Source organism: Pseudomonas sp. B111 (genome assembly GCF_026428275.1).
In the GTDB taxonomy this organism is placed as follows: domain Bacteria; phylum Pseudomonadota; class Gammaproteobacteria; order Pseudomonadales; family Pseudomonadaceae; genus Pseudomonas; species Pseudomonas aeruginosa.
This window is the reverse complement of sequence record NZ_CP097857.1, coordinates 6,279,920-6,302,111: the sequence shown is the minus strand read 5'-3', so window position 1 is coordinate 6,302,111 and position 22,192 is coordinate 6,279,920. Positions and strand designations below refer to the sequence as shown.

Annotated in this window: 20 protein-coding genes and 1 other RNA gene; 18 read left to right on the top strand and 3 right to left on the bottom strand. The window is 65.5% G+C overall.

Going from position 1 to position 22,192, the window contains the following annotated elements; all coding sequences use genetic code 11:
- Positions 1-22: 22 nt before the first annotated feature.
- Together M6E97_RS29210 and M6E97_RS29205 are read right to left on the bottom strand one after the other, a co-directional pair.
- Positions 23-400, bottom strand: coding sequence for a YraN family protein (locus tag M6E97_RS29210; RefSeq protein ID WP_003110149.1), 378 nt, complete (start codon positions 398-400; stop codon positions 23-25).
- Positions 397-2,211, bottom strand: coding sequence for a penicillin-binding protein activator (locus M6E97_RS29205; RefSeq protein ID WP_016253867.1), 1,815 nt, complete (start codon positions 2,209-2,211; stop codon positions 397-399). Before M6E97_RS29205 ends, M6E97_RS29210 begins: the two co-directional genes overlap by 4 nt.
- A gap of 126 nt (positions 2,212-2,337) precedes the next feature.
- Here M6E97_RS29205 and rsmI point away from each other — a divergent pair, with 126 nt between their 5' ends.
- From rsmI to lpxC, 18 genes are all read left to right on the top strand, one after another.
- Positions 2,338-3,186 carry a 16S rRNA (cytidine(1402)-2'-O)-methyltransferase gene (gene rsmI / locus M6E97_RS29200; RefSeq protein ID WP_003134739.1) on the top strand — a complete coding sequence of 283 codons (849 nt, stop codon included), beginning with the start codon at positions 2,338-2,340 and terminating at the stop codon, positions 3,184-3,186.
- Positions 3,187-3,226: 40 nt separating this feature from the next.
- Positions 3,227-3,576: RNase P RNA component class A (gene rnpB / locus M6E97_RS29195), an RNA gene on the top strand.
- Positions 3,577-3,890: 314 nt separating this feature from the next.
- On the top strand, positions 3,891-4,346 hold the full coding sequence (gene mraZ, locus M6E97_RS29190) for a division/cell wall cluster transcriptional repressor MraZ (RefSeq protein ID WP_003103101.1): 456 nt from the start codon (positions 3,891-3,893) through the stop codon (positions 4,344-4,346).
- Between the two features lie 2 nt (positions 4,347-4,348).
- Positions 4,349-5,290, top strand: coding sequence for a 16S rRNA (cytosine(1402)-N(4))-methyltransferase RsmH (gene rsmH / locus M6E97_RS29185; RefSeq protein WP_003134737.1), 942 nt, complete (start codon positions 4,349-4,351; stop codon positions 5,288-5,290).
- Positions 5,287-5,580: a cell division protein FtsL gene (gene ftsL / locus M6E97_RS29180; protein ID WP_003094142.1), complete on the top strand. Its 294-nt coding sequence runs from the start codon at positions 5,287-5,289 to the stop codon at positions 5,578-5,580. The genes rsmH and ftsL overlap by 4 nt, the downstream gene beginning before the upstream one ends.
- Positions 5,577-7,316 (top strand): peptidoglycan D,D-transpeptidase FtsI, encoded by a 1,740-nt coding sequence (gene ftsI, locus M6E97_RS29175; RefSeq protein ID WP_003094139.1) that lies wholly within the window; start codon positions 5,577-5,579, stop codon positions 7,314-7,316. Before ftsL ends, ftsI begins: the two co-directional genes overlap by 4 nt.
- Entirely contained in the window at positions 7,316-8,779 is a 1,464-nt protein-coding gene (locus M6E97_RS29170; protein ID WP_003134735.1) for a UDP-N-acetylmuramoyl-L-alanyl-D-glutamate--2,6-diaminopimelate ligase, read from the top strand. Before ftsI ends, M6E97_RS29170 begins: the two co-directional genes overlap by 1 nt.
- Positions 8,772-10,148, top strand: coding sequence for a UDP-N-acetylmuramoyl-tripeptide--D-alanyl-D-alanine ligase (locus M6E97_RS29165; protein WP_003094130.1), 1,377 nt, complete (start codon positions 8,772-8,774; stop codon positions 10,146-10,148). Before M6E97_RS29170 ends, M6E97_RS29165 begins: the two co-directional genes overlap by 8 nt.
- Complete coding sequence (mraY, locus tag M6E97_RS29160) at positions 10,148-11,230, top strand: phospho-N-acetylmuramoyl-pentapeptide-transferase (RefSeq protein WP_003094129.1); 1,083 nt, start codon at positions 10,148-10,150, stop codon at positions 11,228-11,230. Before M6E97_RS29165 ends, mraY begins: the two co-directional genes overlap by 1 nt.
- Positions 11,231-11,243: 13 nt before the next feature.
- A complete protein-coding gene (gene murD / locus M6E97_RS29155) occupies positions 11,244-12,590 on the top strand; it encodes a UDP-N-acetylmuramoyl-L-alanine--D-glutamate ligase (RefSeq protein ID WP_003103104.1) in 1,347 nt (448 codons plus the stop codon).
- A complete protein-coding gene (ftsW, locus tag M6E97_RS29150; protein WP_003094125.1) occupies positions 12,590-13,789 on the top strand; it encodes a putative lipid II flippase FtsW in 1,200 nt (399 codons plus the stop codon). Before murD ends, ftsW begins: the two co-directional genes overlap by 1 nt.
- Positions 13,779-14,852: an undecaprenyldiphospho-muramoylpentapeptide beta-N-acetylglucosaminyltransferase gene (gene murG / locus M6E97_RS29145; RefSeq protein WP_033939188.1), complete on the top strand. Its 1,074-nt coding sequence runs from the start codon at positions 13,779-13,781 to the stop codon at positions 14,850-14,852. Before ftsW ends, murG begins: the two co-directional genes overlap by 11 nt.
- Positions 14,845-16,287 (top strand): UDP-N-acetylmuramate--L-alanine ligase, encoded by a 1,443-nt coding sequence (gene murC, locus M6E97_RS29140; protein WP_003094121.1) that lies wholly within the window; start codon positions 14,845-14,847, stop codon positions 16,285-16,287. The genes murG and murC overlap by 8 nt, the downstream gene beginning before the upstream one ends.
- Complete coding sequence (locus M6E97_RS29135; RefSeq protein WP_034005143.1) at positions 16,284-17,243, top strand: D-alanine--D-alanine ligase; 960 nt, start codon at positions 16,284-16,286, stop codon at positions 17,241-17,243. The genes murC and M6E97_RS29135 overlap by 4 nt, the downstream gene beginning before the upstream one ends.
- Before the next feature lie 3 nt (positions 17,244-17,246).
- A complete protein-coding gene (locus M6E97_RS29130; RefSeq protein ID WP_003094118.1) occupies positions 17,247-18,110 on the top strand; it encodes a cell division protein FtsQ/DivIB in 864 nt (287 codons plus the stop codon).
- 21 nt (positions 18,111-18,131) lie between these two features.
- A complete protein-coding gene (gene ftsA, locus M6E97_RS29125; RefSeq protein ID WP_003094115.1) occupies positions 18,132-19,385 on the top strand; it encodes a cell division protein FtsA in 1,254 nt (417 codons plus the stop codon).
- 50 nt (positions 19,386-19,435) lie between these two features.
- Positions 19,436-20,620, top strand: coding sequence for a cell division protein FtsZ (ftsZ, locus tag M6E97_RS29120; RefSeq protein ID WP_003094113.1), 1,185 nt, complete (start codon positions 19,436-19,438; stop codon positions 20,618-20,620).
- Positions 20,621-20,732: 112 nt separating this feature from the next.
- Complete coding sequence (gene lpxC / locus M6E97_RS29115) at positions 20,733-21,644, top strand: UDP-3-O-acyl-N-acetylglucosamine deacetylase (protein ID WP_003094111.1); 912 nt, start codon at positions 20,733-20,735, stop codon at positions 21,642-21,644.
- A 60-nt stretch (positions 21,645-21,704) separates the two neighbouring features.
- Here the strand turns inward: lpxC and M6E97_RS29110 are convergent, their stop codons facing one another.
- Positions 21,705-22,166 carry a DciA family protein gene (locus M6E97_RS29110; protein ID WP_003094105.1) on the bottom strand — a complete coding sequence of 154 codons (462 nt, stop codon included), beginning with the start codon at positions 22,164-22,166 and terminating at the stop codon, positions 21,705-21,707.
- Between the last annotated feature and the right edge of the window lie 26 nt (positions 22,167-22,192).

The following is a 22,192-nucleotide window of genomic DNA, read 5'->3' as shown; positions in this document are numbered from 1 at the left end:
TGACCTTCGGTGGGGCGGCTGATCAGGCGTCGAATGCGTTCTGAATCCAGTCCAGTCGCGGTGGTGATTGTCCGTCGCTGGTATCGACGGTGACCACATCGAAGCGACAGGGGCGTTTGGCCCAGCGCGCCTCCTGTTGCAGAAAAAGTTCGGCGGAGAGAATCAGGCGTTGCCGCTTGCGCGCGTCGATGCTCTCCAGGGCTCCGCCCCAGGCGCGATGCCGGCGGGAGCGGACTTCGACGAATACTACTGTATCGCCGTCGAGCATGACCAGATCGAGCTCTCCACGGCGACAGGTCCAATTCTTGCCAAGTGTGGCAAGGCCCTGTCGCCGTAGATGGGCGCAGGCCAGTTCCTCGGCCTGGCGCCCCTTGTCCCGGGAGCTTTCCCTATCGGTCAAAAGCTGGTGGTCCCCAGCGGCTGGACCTGGCCATTGCGGAATTCGGCCCATTGCAACTGGCGTTCGATGCGCTGGGTCGGATTCAGGCTCAGGGTACCGGTCAGGCCGTCGATCTGCAGGCTCGGCACGGCCTTCAGTTCAGGCAGTCGCGGAGCGAGGCGGTAGGCGTCGACGCCCATGGCGTAGAGGCGGCCCATGCTGCCGTTGGCCTGGGGCCATTGGGCGGCGACCTGCTGGCGGGTCGGGTCGCTGGGGTTGAGCAGCCACGGGGTCTCGCAGAAGCGGATGCCGTTGAGGTCCTGGTCCTGGGTCGGGTTGTTGGTCCCGGTGTAGAGGTGCGAAGTGGCGTAGACCGGAAGGTCGCCGGCGTACTGGAAGGCCAGGGTCGGCTTGATCTGGCGGGCCTGCTGCGGGGTGGCGGCGAGGAACACGAAGTCGATGTCCTGGCGGCGCGACGGCTGGGTGGCGATCTGGCTGCCGAGGGCGCCCTGCAGGCGCTGGGCGCGGCCTTCGCTCTGGCGCAGTTGCAGCAGGTCGGCGATCTGTTGCGCCAGTTGTACCGGCTGGTCGACATGCTCGGCGGCGATCAGGCTGCCGCCCGCGGACTGCCAGCTCTGGCTGAAGGCGGCCAGCACGCGGTCGCCCCATTCGCCGCGCGGCACCAGCGCCACGGCCCGGCGCATGCCGTCGCCCCAGGCCCGGCTGGCCACCGCGCGCGCTTCGTCCTCGGCGGCGAGGCCGAACTGGAACAGCTGCGCCGGGCCTTCCTGGCTGTTGTCGCTGTAGTTGAGTGCGAGGGTGGTGATCGGTAGTTGCTCGCGGCTGGCGAGTTGCTTGACCAGCGGCTTCTCCAGTGGACCGACGACCAGTTCGACGCCATCGGCCTGGGCCTGGCGGTAGAAGTCATCTAGCGAGCGCACCTGGGTACTGTCGTAGAGTTTGATCGAAGGAGGGTTCTGGCCGGCCTGCTGGGCCTGGAAGTGGGCGGCGAGGAAGCCGTCCTGCAGGGCCCGGGCGACGTTGGCCAACTGCCCCTGCTGGGGTAGCAGGAGGGCGATGCGGGTCAGCGGCTGCTGGGACAGCGTCTTGAGTTTCTCCAGCGCCGCCGGCAAGTGCTTGGCCGCCGGGTGCTCGGGGTTCTGCTGTTGCCAGCTCTCGATGCTGGCCTGCTGTTGCTGCAGGGTCGGCGAGGTCTTGGTGATGCGTGCCAGGGTCAGCCAGCCGCTGAGGTCGCCTTCGTTGGCGCTCGGTTGCAACTGGTCGACCGGCAGGCTGCTGACCAGGGTCCAGATCTTTTCCTGGTTCTCGATCACCGCCGGGCCCTCGAGCAGCGGTGCGAAGTAGATGCGCTCCTTGGCTGCGGCAAGGACCTGGCCGTCGGCGGCGAGGGCCTGGGCCTTGGCGCGCTGGGTACGAACCTGCTGGGTCACCGGCAGTTCGCTGAGATGCTGCATGCTCGGATGCTGCAATGCCTGCAGGGCGGCCTTGGGCTTGCTGCGGGCGAGGGCCAGTTCGGCGTTCAGGGTGCTGGCGAAGACCTGCTGGGCCGGCTTCAGGCTTTCCAGCGGGATCTGTCCCAGGATGGCGGTGGACCTGGCGAGGTCCTTCTGCTGGTAGGCAAGGTCCGCTGCCGAGAGGCGCAGCAGCGCCGCTTCCTCGGGCTTGCTCTGGCTGGCCTGTTGCAACAACTGCTCGATGCTGGCATTCGGCGTACGGGGAAGTTCGCCCAGTCCGGAATTGGACGAGGTCGCGCAGGCGGTCAGCAGACCGGCCAGGATCAGAGCAGAAAGCGGACGCAGGCAAGCGATCATATAGGGCTTCTCATGGCGCATTCACGAAGAGTCGCCGATTGTACCGGAGGCCCGCCTCGGGTGCGATGGCGGCACCCTGAATCGCGATACAATGCCGCCTTTTCAGATAGCTCCCGAGGTATTTTCGTGTCAGCAGGCACTCTGTTCGTAGTGGCGACCCCGATCGGCAATCTCGACGACATCACCCCGCGCGCCCTGCGGGTGCTGCGGGAGGTGGCCCTGGTGGCTGCGGAGGATACCCGCCATTCGATCCGGCTGTTCCAGCACTTCGGCATCGAGACGCCATTGGCGGCCTGCCACGAGCACAACGAACGCGAGGAGGGCGGGCGCTTCATCTCCCGGCTGCAGGGGGGGGAGGACGTCGCGCTGATCTCGGACGCCGGTACCCCGCTGATTTCCGATCCCGGCTTCCACCTGGTGCGCCAGGCACAGGCGCTGGGTATCCGGGTGGTCCCGGTGCCGGGCTCCTGCGCGCTGATCGCGGCGCTGTCGGCGGCGGGATTGCCGTCGGACCGGTTCATCTTCGAAGGTTTCCTGCCCGCCAAGGCTGCGGGACGACGCAGCCGCCTCCAGGCGGTACAGGAAGAGCCACGCACGCTGATTTTCTACGAGGCGCCCCATCGTCTGCTGGAAAGCCTGGCGGACATGCGCGACGTGTTCGGCGGGGAGCGCCGTGCGGTGCTGGCGCGGGAGCTGAGCAAGACCTTCGAGACCATTCGCAGCCTGCCGTTGGCCGAACTGCACGATTGGGTCGCGTCGGACAGCAACCAGCAGCGCGGCGAGTGCGTTGTGCTGGTGGCGGGGTGGCAGGCGCCGGAAGGCGAGGAGTCGATCGGTGCAGAGGCGCTCAGGGTGCTCGACCTGCTGCTTGCCGAGCTGCCGTTGAAGAAAGCCGCGGCGCTGGCGGCGGAAATCACCGGGGTGCGAAAAAACCTTTTGTATCAACAGGCTTTGCAGCGCCAAGGGAAGAGTTGAGCTTGTTCTTCGCGCCTGCTCCCGCTAACCTTGTCGGCGGAGAGTCGATTGGACAGTCGCTGTCGCGCAATAGCGCGGTGGAGGAAAGTCCGGGCTCCATAGGGCAGAGTGCCAGGTAACGCCTGGGAGGCGCGAGCCTACGGAAAGTGCCACAGAAAATAACCGCCTAAGCGCAACAGCGCCGGTAAGGGTGAAAAGGTGCGGTAAGAGCGCACCGCACGGCTGGCAACAGTGCGTGGCTAGGTAAACCCCACTCGGAGCAAGACCAAATAGGAATCCATTGGCGCGGCCCGCGTTGGATTCGGGTAGGTCGCTTGAGGCGTACAGTGATGTGCGTCCCAGAGGAATGGCTGTCCTCGACAGAACCCGGCTTATAGATCGACTCTCCCACTTCTTCCCACTCTCTTCGCTTTTTCCCGGTTTTATCCGTCCGTCGCAAAAGCGAAAAGCCGCAACTCTTGATAAATCACTTTAAGTTCGAAGGCTAAAACTTTGGACTTATTGTGTTTTGTCATCTCTTTTACTTCTAAAAGCGCTCCGCAACCTTCCAAAAGCACGCTAAATCTCCGTCCTGTAAGGATTTTTCACTTCTGACGCGCCTTGACGGTGGGGAGTGTGGATTTCTATAGTGTGCAGAAGTGGTATGAAGTGGGTAAAAGTGGGATCAATTGGCATGGAAAGCCAACCACAGGGGAAGCGCTGACGTGTTTCGCGGAGCTAATGCCATAAGTCTCGACGCCAAAGGGCGCCTCGCGATGCCGAGTCGGTATCGTGACGAGCTCGTTTCGCGTTGTGCCGGCCAGCTCATCGTCACTATCGACGCGGTCGACCCCTGCCTCACCGTTTACCCCTTGCCCGAATGGGAACTGATCGAAGCCAAGCTGCGCGAGCTGCCTTCTTTGCGAGAAGAAACGCGGCGCCTGCAGCGGCTGCTGATCGGTAATGCCGTCGATCTGGAACTGGACGGAAACGGGCGTTTCCTGATTCCGCCGCGCCTGCGCGAGTACGCCAAGCTGGACAAGCGGGCGATGCTGGTGGGGCAACTGAACAAGTTTCAGTTGTGGGATGAGGATGCCTGGAACGCCATGGCTGAAGCCGACCTGGCGGCAATCAAACAACCCGGTGGGCTGCCGGACGAACTACGCGATCTGATCCTTTGACTATGAATGCCACCTACCGCCATATCACCGTTCTGCTCGAGGAGGCCGTTTCCGCACTGGCCCCGCGGGAGGACGGCTGCTATCTGGACGGTACCTTCGGAAGAGGGGGCCATAGTCGAGCCTTGCTCGAGAAACTGGGCACCGGGGGACGCCTGCTCGGATTCGACAAAGATCCCCAGGCCATCCAGACAGGAAAAGCATTGGCGGCCGAAGACGGCCGCTTCGTCATTGTGCAGCGCTCGTTCGCCGAACTGGGCGATGAGGTGCGCGCACGCGGTCTCGAAGGTCGGGTCGATGGCGTCCTGCTCGACCTTGGCGTGTCGTCGCCGCAACTCGACGATCCCGAGCGCGGCTTCAGCTTCCTCAACGATGGTCCCCTGGACATGCGCATGAATCCCGGCCAGGGCATCAGCGCAGCGGAGTTCATCGCCAACGCCACCGAAGAGGAAATCGCCCGGGTCTTCAAGGAATATGGCGAAGAGCGCTTCGCCAAGCGGATGGCCCGCGCCATCGTGCAGCGCCGTCAGGAGCGGCCGTTCGAACGGACCGCTGATCTCGCCGAAGTGATCACGGTTGCCAACCCCGCCTGGGAGAAGGGCAAGAATCCGGCGACCCGCGCATTCCAGGGCCTGCGCATCCATGTGAACAATGAATTGGGCGATCTCGAGCGCGGCCTTGACGCCGCGCTCGAATCGCTGGCCGTCGGCGGCCGCCTGGTGGTGATCAGTTTCCATTCCCTGGAAGACCGCATCGTCAAGCTGTTCATGCGCAAGCACGCCAAGGGCGAGGCGGACAACCTGCCGCGCGACCTGCCGATCCGTTCCAAGGTCTTCGAGCCGCGCCTGAAGCTGCTGGGCAAGCCGCAGTACGCTTCGGAAGAAGAACTCAAGGCCAACCCGCGCTCGCGCAGCGCGGTCATGCGCGTGGCGGAGAAGCTGAGATGAGCCGTCTCTTCGTCAAGCGCCTGCCTACCGGCAGCTTCCTCATGTTGCTGCTTTATATAGGTCTGTTGCTCTCGGCGATTGCCGTGGCCTACAGCACCTACTGGAACCGGCAACTGCTCAACTCGCTGTATTCCGAGCTGAGCGTGCGCGACAAGGCGCAGGCCGAGTGGGGCCGGTTGATTCTCGAGCAGAGCACCTGGACCGCCCATAGCCGCATCGAAAGCCTGGCGGTGGAACAGTTGCGCATGCGCGTTCCCGACCCGGCCGAGGTCAGGATGGTGGCGCCATGAAACTGAATTATTTCCAGGGCGCCCTCTACCCATGGCGGTTCTGCGTGATCGTCGGCCTGCTGCTGGCGATGGTTGGCGCCATCGTCTGGCGAATCGTCGACCTGCACGTGATCGACCATGACTTCCTCAAAGGCCAGGGCGATGCGCGTAGCGTGCGGCATATCGCCATCCCTGCGCACCGGGGCCTGATCACGGACCGCAACGGCGAACCGCTGGCGGTGAGCACCCCGGTCACCACCCTGTGGGCCAACCCCAAGGAGCTGATGACCGCCAAGGAACGCTGGCCGCAACTGGCGGCGGCGCTCGGGCAGGATACCAAGCTGTTCGCCGACCGCATCGAGCAGAACGCCGAGCGCGAGTTCATCTACCTGGTCCGTGGGCTGACCCCGGAGCAGGGCGAAGGCGTGATCGCCCTGAAGGTGCCCGGCGTGTACTCCATCGAGGAGTTTCGGCGTTTCTACCCGGCTGGCGAAGTGGTGGCCCATGCGGTCGGCTTCACCGATGTCGACGACCGCGGTCGCGAAGGTATCGAGCTGGCTTTCGACGAATGGCTGGCCGGCGTGCCGGGCAAGCGCCAGGTGCTCAAGGATCGCCGTGGCCGCGTGATCAAGGACGTGCAGGTCACCAAGAATGCCAAGCCGGGCAAGACCCTGGCGCTGTCCATCGACCTGCGCCTGCAGTACCTGGCTCATCGCGAACTGCGCAACGCTCTGCTGGAGAACGGCGCCAAGGCCGGCAGCCTGGTGATCATGGACGTGAAGACCGGGGAGATCCTGGCCATGACCAACCAGCCGACCTACAACCCGAACAATCGTCGTAACCTGCAGCCGGCGGCCATGCGCAACCGGGCGATGATCGACGTGTTCGAGCCGGGCTCGACGGTCAAGCCGTTCTCGATGAGCGCGGCGCTGGCCAGCGGGCGCTGGAAACCCAGCGATATCGTCGACGTCTACCCGGGCACCCTGCAGATCGGCCGCTACACCATTCGCGACGTATCGCGCAATTCGCGGCAACTCGATCTCACCGGCATCCTGATCAAGTCGAGCAACGTCGGCATCAGCAAGATCGCCTTCGACATCGGCGCCGAATCCATCTACTCGGTCATGCAACAGGTCGGCCTCGGGCAGGACACGGGGTTGGGTTTCCCCGGCGAGCGCGTCGGCAACCTGCCCAACCACCGCAAGTGGCCGAAGGCGGAAACCGCGACCCTGGCCTACGGCTACGGTCTCTCGGTAACCGCGATCCAGTTGGCGCATGCCTATGCGGCCCTGGCCAACGACGGCAAGAGCGTGCCGCTGAGCATGACCCGAGTCGACCGCGTGCCGGATGGCGTGCAGGTGATTTCGCCGGAAGTGGCTTCCACCGTGCAGGGCATGTTGCAACAAGTGGTCGAGGCCCAGGGCGGGGTGTTCCGCGCCCAGGTGCCGGGTTACCACGCCGCCGGCAAGAGCGGGACCGCGCGCAAGGTCTCGGTCGGCACCAAGGGCTACCGGGAAAACGCCTATCGCTCGCTGTTCGCCGGTTTCGCCCCGGCCACCGATCCGCGCATCGCGATGGTCGTGGTGATCGACGAGCCGAGCAAGGCGGGCTACTTCGGCGGCCTGGTGTCGGCGCCGGTGTTCAGCAAGGTCATGGCTGGCGCGCTGCGCCTGATGAACGTGCCGCCGGATAACCTGCCGACGGCCACCGAACAGCAGCAGGTCAATGCTGCGCCCGCAAAAGGAGGGCGTGGCTGATGCCTATGAGCCTGAACCAACTGTTTCCCCAGGCCGAGCGCGATCTGCTGATCCGCGAGCTGACCCTGGATAGCCGCGGCGTTCGTCCGGGCGACCTGTTCCTGGCGGTGCCGGGCGGGCGCCAGGATGGTCGTGCGCACATCGCCGATGCCCTGGCCAAGGGCGCGGCTGCCGTGGCTTACGAGGCGGAAGGCGCCGGAGATCTTCCGCCCAGCGATGCGCCGCTGATCGCGGTGAAGGGGCTGGCCGCACAACTGTCGGCGGTCGCCGGGCGTTTCTACGGCGAACCGAGCCGCGGGCTGGACCTGATCGGCGTCACCGGCACCAACGGCAAGACCAGCGTCAGCCAACTGGTGGCCCAGGCCCTGGATCTGCTCGGCGAGCGCTGCGGCATCGTCGGCACCCTCGGCACCGGTTTCTACGGCGCCCTGGAGAGCGGCCGGCACACCACGCCGGACCCGCTTGCGGTGCAAGCCACGCTGGCCACGCTGAAGCAGGCCGGCGCCCGCGCGGTAGCGATGGAAGTGTCTTCCCACGGCCTCGACCAGGGCCGCGTGGCGGCGCTCGGTTTCGATATCGCGGTGTTCACCAATCTGTCCCGCGACCACCTCGACTATCACGGTTCGATGGAAGCCTATGCCGCCGCCAAGGCCAAGCTGTTCGCCTGGCCGGGCCTGCGCTGCCGGGTGATCAACCTGGACGACGATTTCGGCCGTCGACTGGCCGGCGAGGAACAGGACTCGGAGCTGATCACCTACAGCCTCACCGACAGCTCGGCGTTCCTCTATTGCCGCGAAGCGCGCTTCGGCGACGCCGGCATCGAGGCGGCACTGGTCACTCCGCACGGCGAGGGCCTGCTGCGCAGCCCATTGCTCGGCCGCTTCAACCTGAGCAACCTGCTGGCGGCGGTCGGTGCGTTGCTTGGCCTGGGTTATCCCTTGGGCGATATCCTCCGCACCTTGCCGCAACTGCAGGGGCCGGTCGGCCGCATGCAGCGCCTGGGAGGCGGCGACAAGCCGCTGGTGGTGGTGGACTACGCGCATACTCCCGACGCCCTGGAAAAAGTCCTGGAGGCCCTGCGTCCGCACGCGGCCGCGCGCCTGCTGTGCCTGTTCGGCTGCGGTGGCGATCGCGATGCCGGCAAGCGTCCGTTGATGGCTGCGATCGCCGAACGCCTGGCGGATGGGGTGCTGGTCACCGACGACAACCCGCGCACCGAGGCCAGTGCGGCGATCATCGCCGATATCCGCAAAGGCTTCGCTGCCGCTGACAAGGTTACCTTCCTGCCGTCGCGCGGTGAGGCGATCGCCCATCTGATCGCTTCCGCTGCGGTGGATGACGTGGTGCTCCTGGCTGGCAAGGGTCACGAGGATTATCAGGAGATCGACGGCGTACGCCATCCGTTCTCCGACATCGAGCAGGCCGAGCGCGCCCTGGCCGCCTGGGAGGTGCCGCATGCTTGAGCCTCTTCGCCTCAGCCAGTTGACGGTCGCGCTGGACGCCCGCCTGATCGGCGAGGACGCCGTCTTTTCGGCGGTTTCTACCGACAGTCGCGCCATCGGGCCCGGCCAACTGTTCATTGCCCTGAGTGGGCCGCGTTTCGACGGCCACGACTATCTCTCCGAGGTTGCCGCCAAGGGCGCGGTGGCTGCGCTGGTGGAGCGCGAAGTCGCCGACGCGCCCCTGCCGCAATTGCTGGTGCGCGATACCCGTGCGGCCCTGGGGCGACTGGGCGCGCTGAACCGGCGCAAGTTCACCGGCCCGCTGGCGGCCATGACGGGCTCCAGCGGCAAGACCACGGTCAAGGAGATGCTCGCCAGCATCCTGCGTACCCAGGCCGGCGATGCCGAGTCGGTGCTGGCTACCCGTGGCAATCTGAACAACGACCTCGGCGTACCGCTGACCCTGCTGCAACTGGCGCCGCAGCACCGTAGCGCAGTGATCGAACTGGGCGCCTCGCGCATCGGCGAGATCGCCTACACGGTCGAGCTGACCCGCCCGCACGTGGCGATCATCACCAATGCCGGCACCGCCCATGTCGGCGAGTTCGGCGGACCGGAGAAGATCGTCGAGGCGAAGGGCGAGATACTCGAAGGGCTGGCCGCCGACGGCACCGCCGTGCTGAACCTGGACGACAAGGCCTTCGACACCTGGAAGGCCCGTGCCAGCGGCCGTCCGTTGCTGACTTTCTCCCTCGACCGGCCCCAGGCCGATTTCCGCGCCGCCGATCTGCAGCGCGATGCGCGCGGCTGCATGGGCTTCAGGCTGCAGGGCGTAGCGGGTGAAGCGCAGGTCCAGCTCAACCTGCTGGGGCGGCACAATGTCGCCAATGCCCTGGCTGCCGCCGCTGCCGCCCATGCACTGGGCGTGCCGCTGGATGGGATCGTCGCCGGGCTGCAGGCGCTGCAGCCGGTCAAGGGCCGCGCGGTAGCGCAACTGACCGCCAGCGGGCTGCGTGTGATAGACGACAGCTACAACGCCAACCCCGCGTCAATGCTGGCGGCGATTGATATACTGAGCGGCTTTTCCGGGCGCACCGTCCTGGTCCTCGGAGACATGGGCGAACTCGGTTCCTGGGCCGAGCAGGCCCACCGCGAGGTGGGCGCCTACGCCGCTGGCAAGGTGTCCGCGCTCTATGCGGTCGGACCGCTGATGGCCCACGCCGTACAGGCGTTCGGCGCCACGGGCCGGCACTTCGCCGACCAGGCCAGCCTGATCGGGGCGCTGGCCACCGAACAACCGACAACCACCATTTTGATCAAGGGTTCCCGCAGCGCGGCGATGGACAAAGTCGTCGCGGCGCTGTGCGGTTCCTCCGAGGAGAGTCACTAATGCTCCTGCTGCTGGCCGAATACCTGCAACAGTTCTACAAGGGCTTCGGCGTCTTCCAGTACCTGACCCTGCGCGGCATTCTCAGCGTGCTCACTGCGCTGTCGCTGTCGCTGTGGCTGGGGCCCTGGATGATCCGTACCTTGCAGATCCGCCAGATCGGCCAGGCCGTGCGCAACGACGGTCCGCAGTCGCACCTGTCGAAGAAGGGCACCCCGACCATGGGCGGCGCCCTGATCCTTACCGCCATCGCCATCAGCACGCTGCTGTGGGCGGATCTTTCCAACCGCTACGTGTGGGTGGTGCTGGTCGTTACCCTGCTGTTCGGTGCCATCGGCTGGGTGGACGACTACCGCAAGGTGATCGAGAAGAACTCCCGCGGCCTGCCGAGCCGCTGGAAGTACTTCTGGCAGTCGGTGTTCGGCATCGGCGCCGCCGTGTTCCTCTATATGACTGCCGAAACCCCGATCGAGACTACCCTGATCGTGCCGATGCTGAAGAGCGTCGAGATCCAGTTGGGCATCTTCTTCGTGGTCCTGACCTACTTCGTCATCGTCGGTTCGAGCAATGCGGTGAACCTCACCGACGGTCTCGACGGCCTGGCGATCATGCCGACGGTAATGGTTGCCGGCGCGCTGGGCATCTTCTGCTACCTGTCGGGCAACGTGAAGTTCGCCGAGTACCTGCTGATTCCCAACGTACCGGGCGCCGGCGAGCTGATCGTGTTCTGCGCCGCGCTGGTCGGCGCCGGCCTCGGCTTCCTCTGGTTCAACACCTATCCGGCGCAGGTCTTCATGGGCGACGTCGGCGCGCTGGCGCTGGGCGCCGCGCTGGGCACCATCGCGGTGATCGTGCGCCAGGAGATCGTGCTGTTCATCATGGGTGGGGTGTTCGTCATGGAAACCCTCTCGGTGATGATCCAGGTCGCTTCCTTCAAGCTGACCGGACGCCGCGTCTTCCGTATGGCGCCGATCCATCACCATTTCGAACTGAAAGGCTGGCCGGAGCCGCGCGTGATCGTGCGCTTCTGGATCATCACCGTGATCCTGGTGCTGATCGGCCTCGCCACCTTGAAGCTGCGTTGAGGACGAAGAGAGCATGAGCCTGATCGCCTCCGACCACTTCCGCATCGTTGTCGGCCTCGGCAAGAGCGGCATGTCCCTGGTGCGCTACCTGGCGCGCCGCGGCTTGCCTTTCGCCGTGGTCGATACCCGAGAGAACCCGCCGGAGCTGGCCACCCTGCGTGCCCAGTATCCGCAGGTGGAAGTGCGTTGCGGCGAACTCGACGCCGAGTTCCTCTGCTCCGCCCGCGAACTCTACGTCAGCCCCGGCTTGTCGCTGCGCACCCCTGCGCTGGTACAGGCCGCCGCGAAAGGCGTGCGCATCTCCGGTGACATCGATCTCTTCGCCCGCGAGGCGAAGGCACCGATCGTCGCCATCACCGGTTCCAACGCGAAGAGCACCGTGACCACCCTGGTGGGCGAAATGGCGGTGGCCGCGGACAAGCGTGTCGCCGTCGGCGGCAACCTCGGCACCCCGGCGCTCGACCTGCTGGCCGACGACATCGAGCTGTACGTGCTGGAGCTGTCGAGCTTCCAGCTGGAAACCTGCGATCGCCTCAACGCCGAGGTGGCGACCGTGCTGAACGTCAGCGAAGACCATATGGATCGCTACGACGGCATGGCTGACTACCACCTGGCCAAGCACCGGATCTTCCGCGGTGCCCGCCAGGTCGTGGTGAATCGCGCCGATGCCCTGACCCGACCGCTGATCGCCGATACCGTGCCGTGCTGGTCGTTCGGCCTGAACAAGCCGGACTTCAAGGCTTTCGGCCTGATCGAGGAAGACGGCCAGAAGTGGCTGGCGTTCCAGTTCGACAAGCTGCTGCCGGTTGGCGAACTGAAGATCCGTGGCGCCCACAACTATTCCAACGCGCTCGCCGCGCTGGCGCTGGGCCATGCGGTCGGCCTGCCGTTCGACGCCATGCTCGGCGCGCTGAAGGCGTTTTCCGGCCTGGCTCATCGCTGCCAGTGGGTACGCGAGCGGCAGGGCGTGAGCTACTACGACGATTCCAAGGCCACCAACGTCGGCGCCGCCCTGGCGGCGATCGAGGGGCTGGGTGCCGACATCGACGGCAAGCTGGTGCTGCTCGCCGGCGGAGACGGCAAGGGCGCCGATTTCCATGACCTGCGCGAGCCGGTCGCGCGCTTCTGCCGGGCGGTGGTACTGCTTGGCCGTGACGCCGGGCTGATTGCCCAGGCACTGGGCAACGCGGTACCGCTGGTGCGCGTCGCAACGCTGGACGAAGCAGTCCGGCAGGCCGCCGAGCTGGCCCGCGAAGGCGATGCGGTGCTGTTGTCGCCGGCCTGCGCGAGCCTGGACATGTTCAAGAACTTCGAAGAACGCGGACGCCTGTTCGCCAAAGCCGTAGAGGAGCTAGCGTGATGCTGTCGGTGTTGCGCCCCTTCCCGTCGCCGCTGTTGAGCCGGCACGGCATCGACCTGGACTTCCCGCTGCTGGCGGGTTGCCTGGCGCTGCTCGGCCTCGGCCTGGTGATGGTGACTTCCGCCTCTTCCGAGGTGGCGGCGGCGCAGTCGGGCAACCCGCTGTACTTCTCCGTCCGTCACCTGATCTACCTGGTGATCGGCCTGATTTCCTGCGGCCTGACCATGATGGTCCCGATGGCCACCTGGCAGCGTTGGGGCTGGAAGCTGTTGCTGGTCGCCTTCGGCCTGCTGGTGCTGGTGATCACCCCCGGTATCGGCCGCGAGGTGAACGGCTCGATGCGCTGGATCGGCTTCGGCCTGTTCAACATCCAGCCTTCGGAGATCGCCAAGGTCTGCGTGGTGATCTTCATGGCCGGCTACCTGATCCGCCGCCAGCAGGAGGTCCGGGAAAGCTGGATGGGCTTCTTCAAGCCCTTCGTGGTGTTGCTGCCGATGGCCGGCCTGCTGCTGCGTGAGCCGGACTTCGGCGCCACCGTGGTAATGATGGGCGCTGCCGCGGCCATGCTGTTCCTCGGCGGGGTGGGGCTGTTCCGCTTCGGCCTGATGGTGCTGCTGGCGGTCGGCGCGGTGGTCCTGCTGATCCAGACCCAGCCCTACCGGATGGCACGCCTGACCAACTTCACCGACCCCTGGGCCGACCAGTTCGGCGCCGGCTATCAGTTGAGCCAGGCGCTGATCGCCTTCGGCCGCGGCGGCTGGTTGGGCATGGGACTGGGCAACAGCATCCAGAAGCAGTTCTACCTGCCGGAGGCGCACACCGACTTCGTCTTCGCCGTGCTTGCAGAGGAGCTGGGCATCGTCGGCGCCCTGGCGACCGTCGCCCTGTTCGTGTTCGTCAGCCTGCGCGCGCTGTACATCGGCATCTGGGCCGAGCAGGCCAAGCAGTTCTTCTCCGCCTACGTGGCCTACGGCCTGGCCTTCCTCTGGATCGGCCAGTTCCTGATCAACATCGGGGTGAACGTCGGCCTGCTGCCGACCAAGGGCCTGACCCTGCCGTTCCTCAGCTACGGCGGCAGTTCGCTGGTGATCTGCTGTGCCTGTCTGGGGATGTTGCTGCGCATCGAATGGGAACGGCGAACCCACCTGGGTAGCGAGGAATATGAGTTCAACGAAGAGGACTTTGCCGATGAAAGGTAATGTCCTGATCATGGCGGGTGGCACCGGCGGACACGTGTTCCCGGCGCTCGCCTGTGCGCGGGAGTTCCAGGCGCGCGGCTATGCCGTGCACTGGCTGGGGACGCCGCGCGGCATCGAGAATGACCTGGTACCCAAGGCCGGCCTGCCGTTGCACCTGATCCAGGTCAGCGGGCTGCGCGGCAAGGGCCTGAAGTCGCTGGTCAAGGCGCCGCTGGAACTGCTCAAGTCGCTGTTCCAGGCGCTGCGGCTGATCCGCCAGCTGAGGCCGGTCTGCGTGCTCGGCCTGGGTGGCTATGTCACCGGCCCGGGCGGCCTGGCCGCGCGCCTCAACGGCGTGCCGCTGGTGATCCACGAGCAGAACGCCGTGGCCGGCACCGCCAACCGCAGCCTGGCGCCGATCGCCAGGCGCGTCTGCGAGGCATTCCCGGATACCTTCCCGGCCAGCGACAAGCGTCTGACCACCGGCAATCCGGTGCGCGCCGAGCTGTTCCTCGACGCGCATGCCCGCGCGCCGCTGACCGGCCGTCGGGTCAATCTGCTGGTGCTCGGCGGCAGCCTTGGCGCGGAACCGCTGAACAAGCTGTTGCCAGAGGCCCTGGCGCAGGTGCCGCTGGAAATCCGTCCGGCAATCCGCCATCAGGCCGGTCGTCAGCATGCCGAGATTACCGCCGAGCGTTATCGCACAGTGGCGGTCGAAGCGGACGTCGCGCCCTTCATCAGCGACATGGCCGCGGCCTATGCCTGGGCCGACCTGGTGATCTGTCGCGCCGGCGCGCTGACCGTCAGCGAGCTGACGGCGGCGGGTTTGCCCGCCTTCCTGGTGCCGTTGCCTCACGCGATCGACGATCACCAGACCCGCAATGCCGAATTCCTGGTACGCAGCGGCGCCGGCCGCCTGCTGCCGCAAAAGTCTACCGGCGCGGCCGAACTGGCCGCGCAGCTGTCCGAGGTCCTGATGCATCCCGAAACCCTGCGCTCCATGGCAGACCAGGCACGCAGCCTGGCGAAACCCGAGGCTACCCGGACGGTGGTCGATGCCTGCCTGGAGGTGGCCCGTGGTTAAAGAACCGAATGGCGTCACCCGGACCATGCGCCGTATCCGCCGTATCCATTTCGTCGGCATCGGCGGCGCCGGCATGTGCGGAATCGCCGAAGTGCTGCTGAACCTCGGCTACGAGGTATCCGGCTCGGACCTCAAGGCCTCGGCGGTGACCGAGCGCCTGGAGAAGTTCGGCGCGCAGATCTTCATCGGCCACCAGGCGGAAAACGCCGACGGCGCCGACGTGCTGGTGGTGTCCAGTGCCATCAACCGGGCCAACCCGGAAGTGGCCTCGGCCCTGGAACGGCGGATTCCGGTGGTGCCGCGTGCGGAGATGCTCGCCGAACTGATGCGCTACCGGCACGGCATCGCGGTAGCCGGCACCCACGGCAAGACCACCACTACCAGCCTGATCGCCTCGGTGTTCGCCGCCGGCGGCCTGGACCCGACCTTCGTCATCGGCGGCCGACTGAACGCCGCCGGGACCAACGCCCAGCTTGGCGCCAGCCGCTACCTGGTGGCCGAGGCCGACGAGAGCGACGCCAGCTTCCTGCACCTGCAACCGATGGTCGCGGTGGTCACCAATATCGACGCCGACCACATGGCGACCTACGGCGGCGACTTCAACAAGCTGAAGAAGACCTTCGTCGAGTTCCTCCACAACCTGCCGTTCTACGGACTGGCGGTGATGTGCGTGGATGATCCGGTTGTGCGTGAGATCCTCCCGCAGATCGCCCGCCCGACCGTGACCTACGGCCTCAGCGAAGACGCCGACGTGCGCGCGATCAACATCCGCCAGGAAGGCATGCGCACCTGGTTCACCGTGTTGCGCCCGGAGCGCGAGCCGCTGGACGTCTCGGTGAACATGCCCGGCCTGCACAACGTGCTGAATTCCCTGGCGACCATCGTCATCGCTACCGACGAGGGCATCTCCGACGAAGCCATCGTCCAGGGGCTGTCCGGCTTCCAGGGCGTGGGCCGGCGCTTCCAGGTCTACGGCGAGCTGCAGGTCGAGGGTGGCAGCGTGATGCTGGTGGACGACTACGGCCACCATCCGCGCGAAGTCGCCGCGGTGATCAAGGCGATCCGTGGCGGTTGGCCGGAGCGTCGCCTGGTGATGGTCTACCAGCCGCATCGCTATACCCGTACCCGCGACCTGTACGAAGACTTCGTGCAGGTGCTGGGCGAAGCCAACGTGCTGCTGTTGATGGAGGTCTATCCGGCCGGCGAAGAGCCGATCCCGGGAGCCGACAGCCGCCAGCTGTGCCACAGCATCCGCCAGCGCGGTCAGCTCGACCCGATCTACTTCGAGCGCGACGCCGACCTGGCGCCGCTGGTCAAGCCGCTGCTGCGCGCTGGCGACATCCTGCTTTGCCAGGGCGCTGGCGATGTCGGCGGCCTGGCCCCGCAACTGATCAAGAACCCGCTGTTCGCCGGCAAGGGAGGGAAGGGCGCATGAACCTTTGCCTCGATAGCCTGCTGAACGGCACCCAGGATCCCAAGGCGTTCGGCCGTGTCGCCGTGCTGTTCGGTGGCAAGAGCGCCGAGCGCGAGGTGTCGCTGAAGTCCGGCGCGATGGTCCTGCAATCCCTGCTGGCCGCCGGGGTCGATGCCTTCGGCATCGATGTCGGCGAAGACCTGCTGCAACGCCTGGTCGAGGAGAAGATCGACCGCGCCTTCATCATTCTCCACGGTCGTGGCGGCGAGGATGGCAGCATGCAGGGCCTGCTCGAGTGCGCGGGCATTCCCTACACCGGCAGCGGCGTGCTGGCCTCGGCGCTGGCGATGGACAAGCTGCGGACCAAGCGGGTCTGGCTCAGCCTCGGCCTGCCGACCCCGGACTACGCGGTGCTGGCCAGCGAGGATGACTGCCGCGACGCGGCGCAGCGACTGGGTTTCCCGCTGATCGTCAAGCCGGCTCACGAAGGCTCGAGCATCGGCATGGCCAAGGTCGGCGGGCTCGACGAATTGATCGCGGCGTGGCGCGAAGCGGTCCGCTACGACTCGCAGGTGCTGGTCGAGCAGTGGATCAGCGGCCCGGAATTCACCGTGGCGACCTTGCGCGGGCAGGTGCTGCCGGCGATCCGCCTGGGCACGCCGCACACCTTCTACGACTACGACGCCAAGTACCTGGCCAGCGATACCCGCTACCAGGTGCCCTGCGGTCTCGACGAGGCCAAGGAACGCGAGCTGAAGGAACTCACCGCGCGCGCCTGCGACGCCCTGGGCATCCAGGGCTGGGGGCGGGCGGACGTGATGCAGGACGCCGAAGGGCGTTTCTGGCTGCTTGAAGTCAACACCGCACCAGGCATGACCGACCACAGCCTGGTGCCTATGGCCGCTCGGGCCGCCGGCCTGGATTTCCAGCAACTGGTGCTGGCGATCCTGGCCGATAGCCGCGAGGCGAGGGGATAAGCCATGAACGGCGTACTGCTCCGTCATCAGCAACCCGGTGGACTCGGCCGCGCTCCGCGCAAGCCGATGCCGCGCGGCGCCAGCCGTCTGGTGGCCAAGGAACCGCTGAGCGTGCGCCTGCCGAAAGCCGACTTCAGTTTCCTCAAGTACCTGGCCTGGCCGCTGTTGCTGGCCGTTCTCGGCTATGGCGCCTATCGCGGCGCCGAGTACATCCTGCCGTACGCCGACCGGCCGATCGCCAAGGTCAGTGTCGAGGGCGACCTCAGCTACATCAGCCAGCGCGCGGTGCAGCAGCGGATTTCCCCGTACCTGGCGGCGAGCTTCTTCACCATCGACCTGGCGGGCATGCGCGGGCAACTGGAACAGATGCCCTGGATCGCCCACGCCGAGGTGCGTCGGGTGTGGCCGGACCAGGTGGTGATCCGCCTGGACGAGCAACTGCCGATCGCCCGGTGGGGCGACGAAGCGCTGCTGAACAACCAGGGACAGGCTTTTACGCCAAAGGAGCTGGCGAATTATGAACATCTGCCCCGCTTGCATGGTCCACAGCGGGCGCAACAGCAGGTGATGCAGCAATACCAGTTGCTCAGCCAGTTGCTGCGTCCCCTCGGGTTCTCCATTGCCCGCCTGGAAATGAGCGATCGCGGCGGTTGGGCGCTGACCACGGCCCAGGGCGTCGAGATCCAGATCGGGCGCGACCACGTGGTAGACAAGATTCGCCGCTTCGTAAGCATCTACGACAAGGCACTCAAAGATCAGATTTCGAACATTGCGCGGATCGACCTGCGTTACCCCAACGGCCTCGCCGTTGCGTGGCGCGAGCCGGTCACGCCCGCGACGGTGGCCACGGCCAGCGCCGTGCAGTGAGTTGAGGAGACAGTAATAACCATGGCAAGCGTGCAGAGCGGCAAGATGATCGTCGGCCTCGACATCGGTACCTCCAAGGTGGTGGCGCTGGTGGGCGAGGTGACGGCCGATGGCCAGCTGGAGGTCGTTGGCATCGGTACTCATCCGTCCCGCGGCCTGAAGAAGGGCGTGGTGGTGAACATCGAGTCCACCGTGCAGTCGATCCAGCGCGCCATCGACGAGGCCCAGCAGATGGCCGGTTGCCGTATCCACTCGGCGTTCGTCGGCATCGCCGGCAACCACATCCGCAGCCTCAATTCCCACGGCATCGTGGCGATCCGCGATCGCGAGGTGAACCCGGCGGATATCGAACGGGTACTGGATGCCGCCCAGGCGGTGGCGATCCCGGCGGACCAGCGGGTGCTGCATACCCTGGCCCAGGATTACGTGATCGATAACCAGGAAGGCGTGCGCGAGCCGCTGGGCATGTCCGGGGTGCGCCTGGAAGCCAAGGTGCACGTGGTGACCTGCGCGGTGAATGCCTCGCAGAACATCGAGAAGTGCGTGCGCCGCTGCGGCCTCGAGGTCGACGACATCATCCTCGAGCAGTTGGCCTCGGCCTATTCGGTGCTGACCGAGGACGAGAAGGAACTGGGCGTGTGCCTGGTGGATATCGGCGGCGGCACCACCGATATCGCGATCTTCACCGAAGGTGCGATCCGCCATACCGCGGTGATCCCGATCGCCGGCGACCAGGTCACCAATGACATCGCCATGGCCCTGCGGACGCCGACCCAGTACGCGGAAGAGATCAAGATCCGCTACGCCTGCGCCCTGGCCAAGCTGGCCGGTGCCGGCGAGACCATCAAGGTGCCCAGCGTCGGCGATCGGCCGCCGCGCGAACTGTCGCGCCAGGCCCTGGCCGAAGTGGTCGAGCCTCGTTACGACGAGCTGTTCACCCTGGTCCAGGCCGAGCTGCGCCGCAGCGGCTACGAGGACCTGATCCCGGCCGGGATCGTCCTCACCGGCGGCACCTCGAAGATGGAAGGCGCGGTCGAGCTGGCCGAGGAAATCTTCCACATGCCGGTACGCCTCGGCGTGCCGTATAGCGTGAAGGGCCTCACCGACGTGGTGCGCAACCCGATCTATTCGACGGGCGTCGGCCTGCTGATGTACGGACTGCAGAAGCAGTCCGATGGCATGTCGATGTCTGTGTCAGGCAGCAGCTACAGCAGCGACGAACCCAAGGCACCTGTCCTGGAGCGGCTCAAACGCTGGGTCCAGGGCAATTTCTGATTCAACGCGGTAACAGTAGGCGACAAAACTAGAAAGGAAGGAGAGGGGAAATGTTTGAACTGGTCGATAACATCGCACAAACCGCCGTCATAAAAGTGATCGGTGTAGGTGGTGGTGGCGGCAACGCCGTCAATCACATGGCCAAGAACAACGTCGAGGGCGTCGAGTTCATCTGCGCCAACACCGACGCACAAGCGCTGAAGAACATCGCGGCGCGCACCGTTCTGCAACTCGGCCCGGGCGTCACCAAGGGGCTGGGTGCCGGCGCCAATCCGGAAGTCGGTCGTCAGGCGGCTCTGGAAGATCGCGAGCGCATTTCCGAAGTGCTGGAAGGCGCCGACATGGTCTTCATCACCACCGGCATGGGTGGCGGCACCGGTACCGGCGCCGCGCCGATCATCGCCGAAGTGGCGAAGGAAATGGGCATCCTCACCGTCGCGGTGGTGACCCGTCCGTTCCCGTTCGAAGGTCGCAAGCGCATGCAGATCGCCGACGAGGGCATCCGCGCGCTGGCCGAGAGCGTCGATTCGCTGATCACCATCCCGAACGAGAAGCTGCTGACCATCCTCGGCAAGGATGCCAGCCTGCTGGCTGCCTTCGCCAAGGCCGATGACGTGCTGGCCGGTGCCGTGCGCGGTATCTCCGACATCATCAAGCGTCCGGGCATGATCAACGTCGACTTCGCCGACGTGAAGACCGTCATGAGCGAAATGGGCATGGCGATGATGGGTACCGGCTGCGCCAGCGGTCCGAACCGTGCCCGCGAGGCCACCGAGGCGGCAATCCGCAACCCGCTGCTGGAAGACGTCAACCTGCAGGGCGCGCGCGGCATCCTGGTGAACATCACCGCGGGTCCGGACCTGTCCCTGGGCGAGTACTCCGATGTCGGCAACATCATCGAACAGTTCGCTTCCGAGCACGCCACTGTGAAGGTGGGCACCGTGATCGACGCGGACATGCGCGATGAACTGCACGTCACCGTAGTCGCCACCGGCCTGGGCGCGCGCCTGGAGAAACCGGTGAAGGTCGTCGACAACACCGTGCAGGGCAGTGCAGCCCAGGCAGCCGCTCCGGCCCAGCGCGAGCAGCAGTCGGTGAACTACCGCGACCTCGACCGTCCTACCGTGATGCGCAACCAGTCTCACGGCAGCGCGGCGACCGCGGCCAAGCTGAACCCGCAGGATGACCTGGATTACCTGGATATCCCGGCGTTCCTGCGTCGTCAGGCCGATTGAAGTAATTAATCAGGAGTAGAGATGTGATTGGTGTTCAGCAAAGGCCGGTTCTGCTATCATCGCCGGCCATTGTTGAAAACAGTTCGCAGTCAGCGCTTAAGCGGCCAAAGCCATGATCAAACAACGCACCTTGAAGAACATCATCCGGGCTACTGGCGTCGGTCTGCACTCGGGGGAAAAGGTTTACCTGACCCTGAAACCGGCGCCGGTGGACACCGGTATCGTGTTCTGCCGCACCGACCTGGATCCGGTAGTGGAAATCCCGGCCCGGGCCGAGAACGTCGGCGAAACCACCATGTCGACCACCCTGGTCAAGGGTGACGTCAAAGTGGATACGGTGGAGCACCTGCTCTCGGCCATGGCCGGCCTGGGTATCGACAACGCCTACGTCGAGCTGTCCGCTTCGGAAGTGCCGATCATGGATGGCAGCGCTGGTCCGTTCGTATTCCTGATCCAGTCCGCCGGATTGCAAGAGCAGGAAGCTGCCAAGAAGTTCATCCGCATCAAGCGCGAAGTCAGCGTGGAAGAGGGCGACAAGCGCGCCGTCTTCGTTCCGTTCGACGGCTTCAAGGTCAGCTTCGAGATCGATTTCGATCATCCGGTCTTCCGTGGTCGCACCCAGCAGGCCTCGGTCGATTTCTCCAGTACTTCCTTCGTCAAGGAGGTCAGCCGCGCCCGTACCTTCGGGTTCATGCGCGACATCGAGTACCTGCGTTCGCAGAACCTGGCACTCGGCGGTAGCGTGGAGAACGCGATCGTGGTCGACGAGAACCGCGTGCTCAACGAAGACGGCCTGCGTTACGAGGACGAGTTCGTCAAGCACAAGATCCTGGATGCCATCGGCGACCTGTATCTGCTCGGCAACAGTCTTATCGGCGAGTTCCGTGGCTTCAAGTCCGGCCATGCCCTGAACAACCAACTGCTGCGTACGTTGATCGCAGACAAGGATGCTTGGGAAGTGGTGACCTTCGAAGACGCGCGTACCGCGCCTATTTCCTATATGCGCCCGGCGGCGGCAGTGTAGGAAAACTCTCCTTTCCATATTTGGAGGCCACCTCAGGGTGGCCTCTTTTTATTTCGGGATTTATTCTTGCCGGCTTTTCTCGGCGCGGCTTGCCAACCGCTCGAGCGCTTCCCGCAGGCGTGGATTGCCGACGATGTCGGCGGATTCGCGAAGGTTTTCCGCCGCGACGGCAGACAGGGTCAAGCTGCGACGTGCCGCACGTTGTGTGGACGTGGTGGGTTGCACCTTGAAAAGGATTTTCGCTAAGTTCGCGAATTCTTCGAAAGCCTGCAGCTGCCGCTGCAGGCGCCGCTGCTGATAGCGCAGGCGTGTGGCCCAGTGGCCATCGGTGACGATCAGCAGCAGGCAACCGCCGCGCCACGAAGCCACATGGCAGTACGGGCGCGCCGCCGGTTGCAACTGGCTTTCCAGCAGTTGCTGCAGGCGGCAGATGCGCTGGGCTTCGGCGAACAGCATCTGCAGCGGCCTGGCCTGGCGCAGCAACTGGGTCGATGCCTGGGCGGGCAAGGGACGAAAAGACATGGCGGGAAGCCTGGGGGTTACTGAGT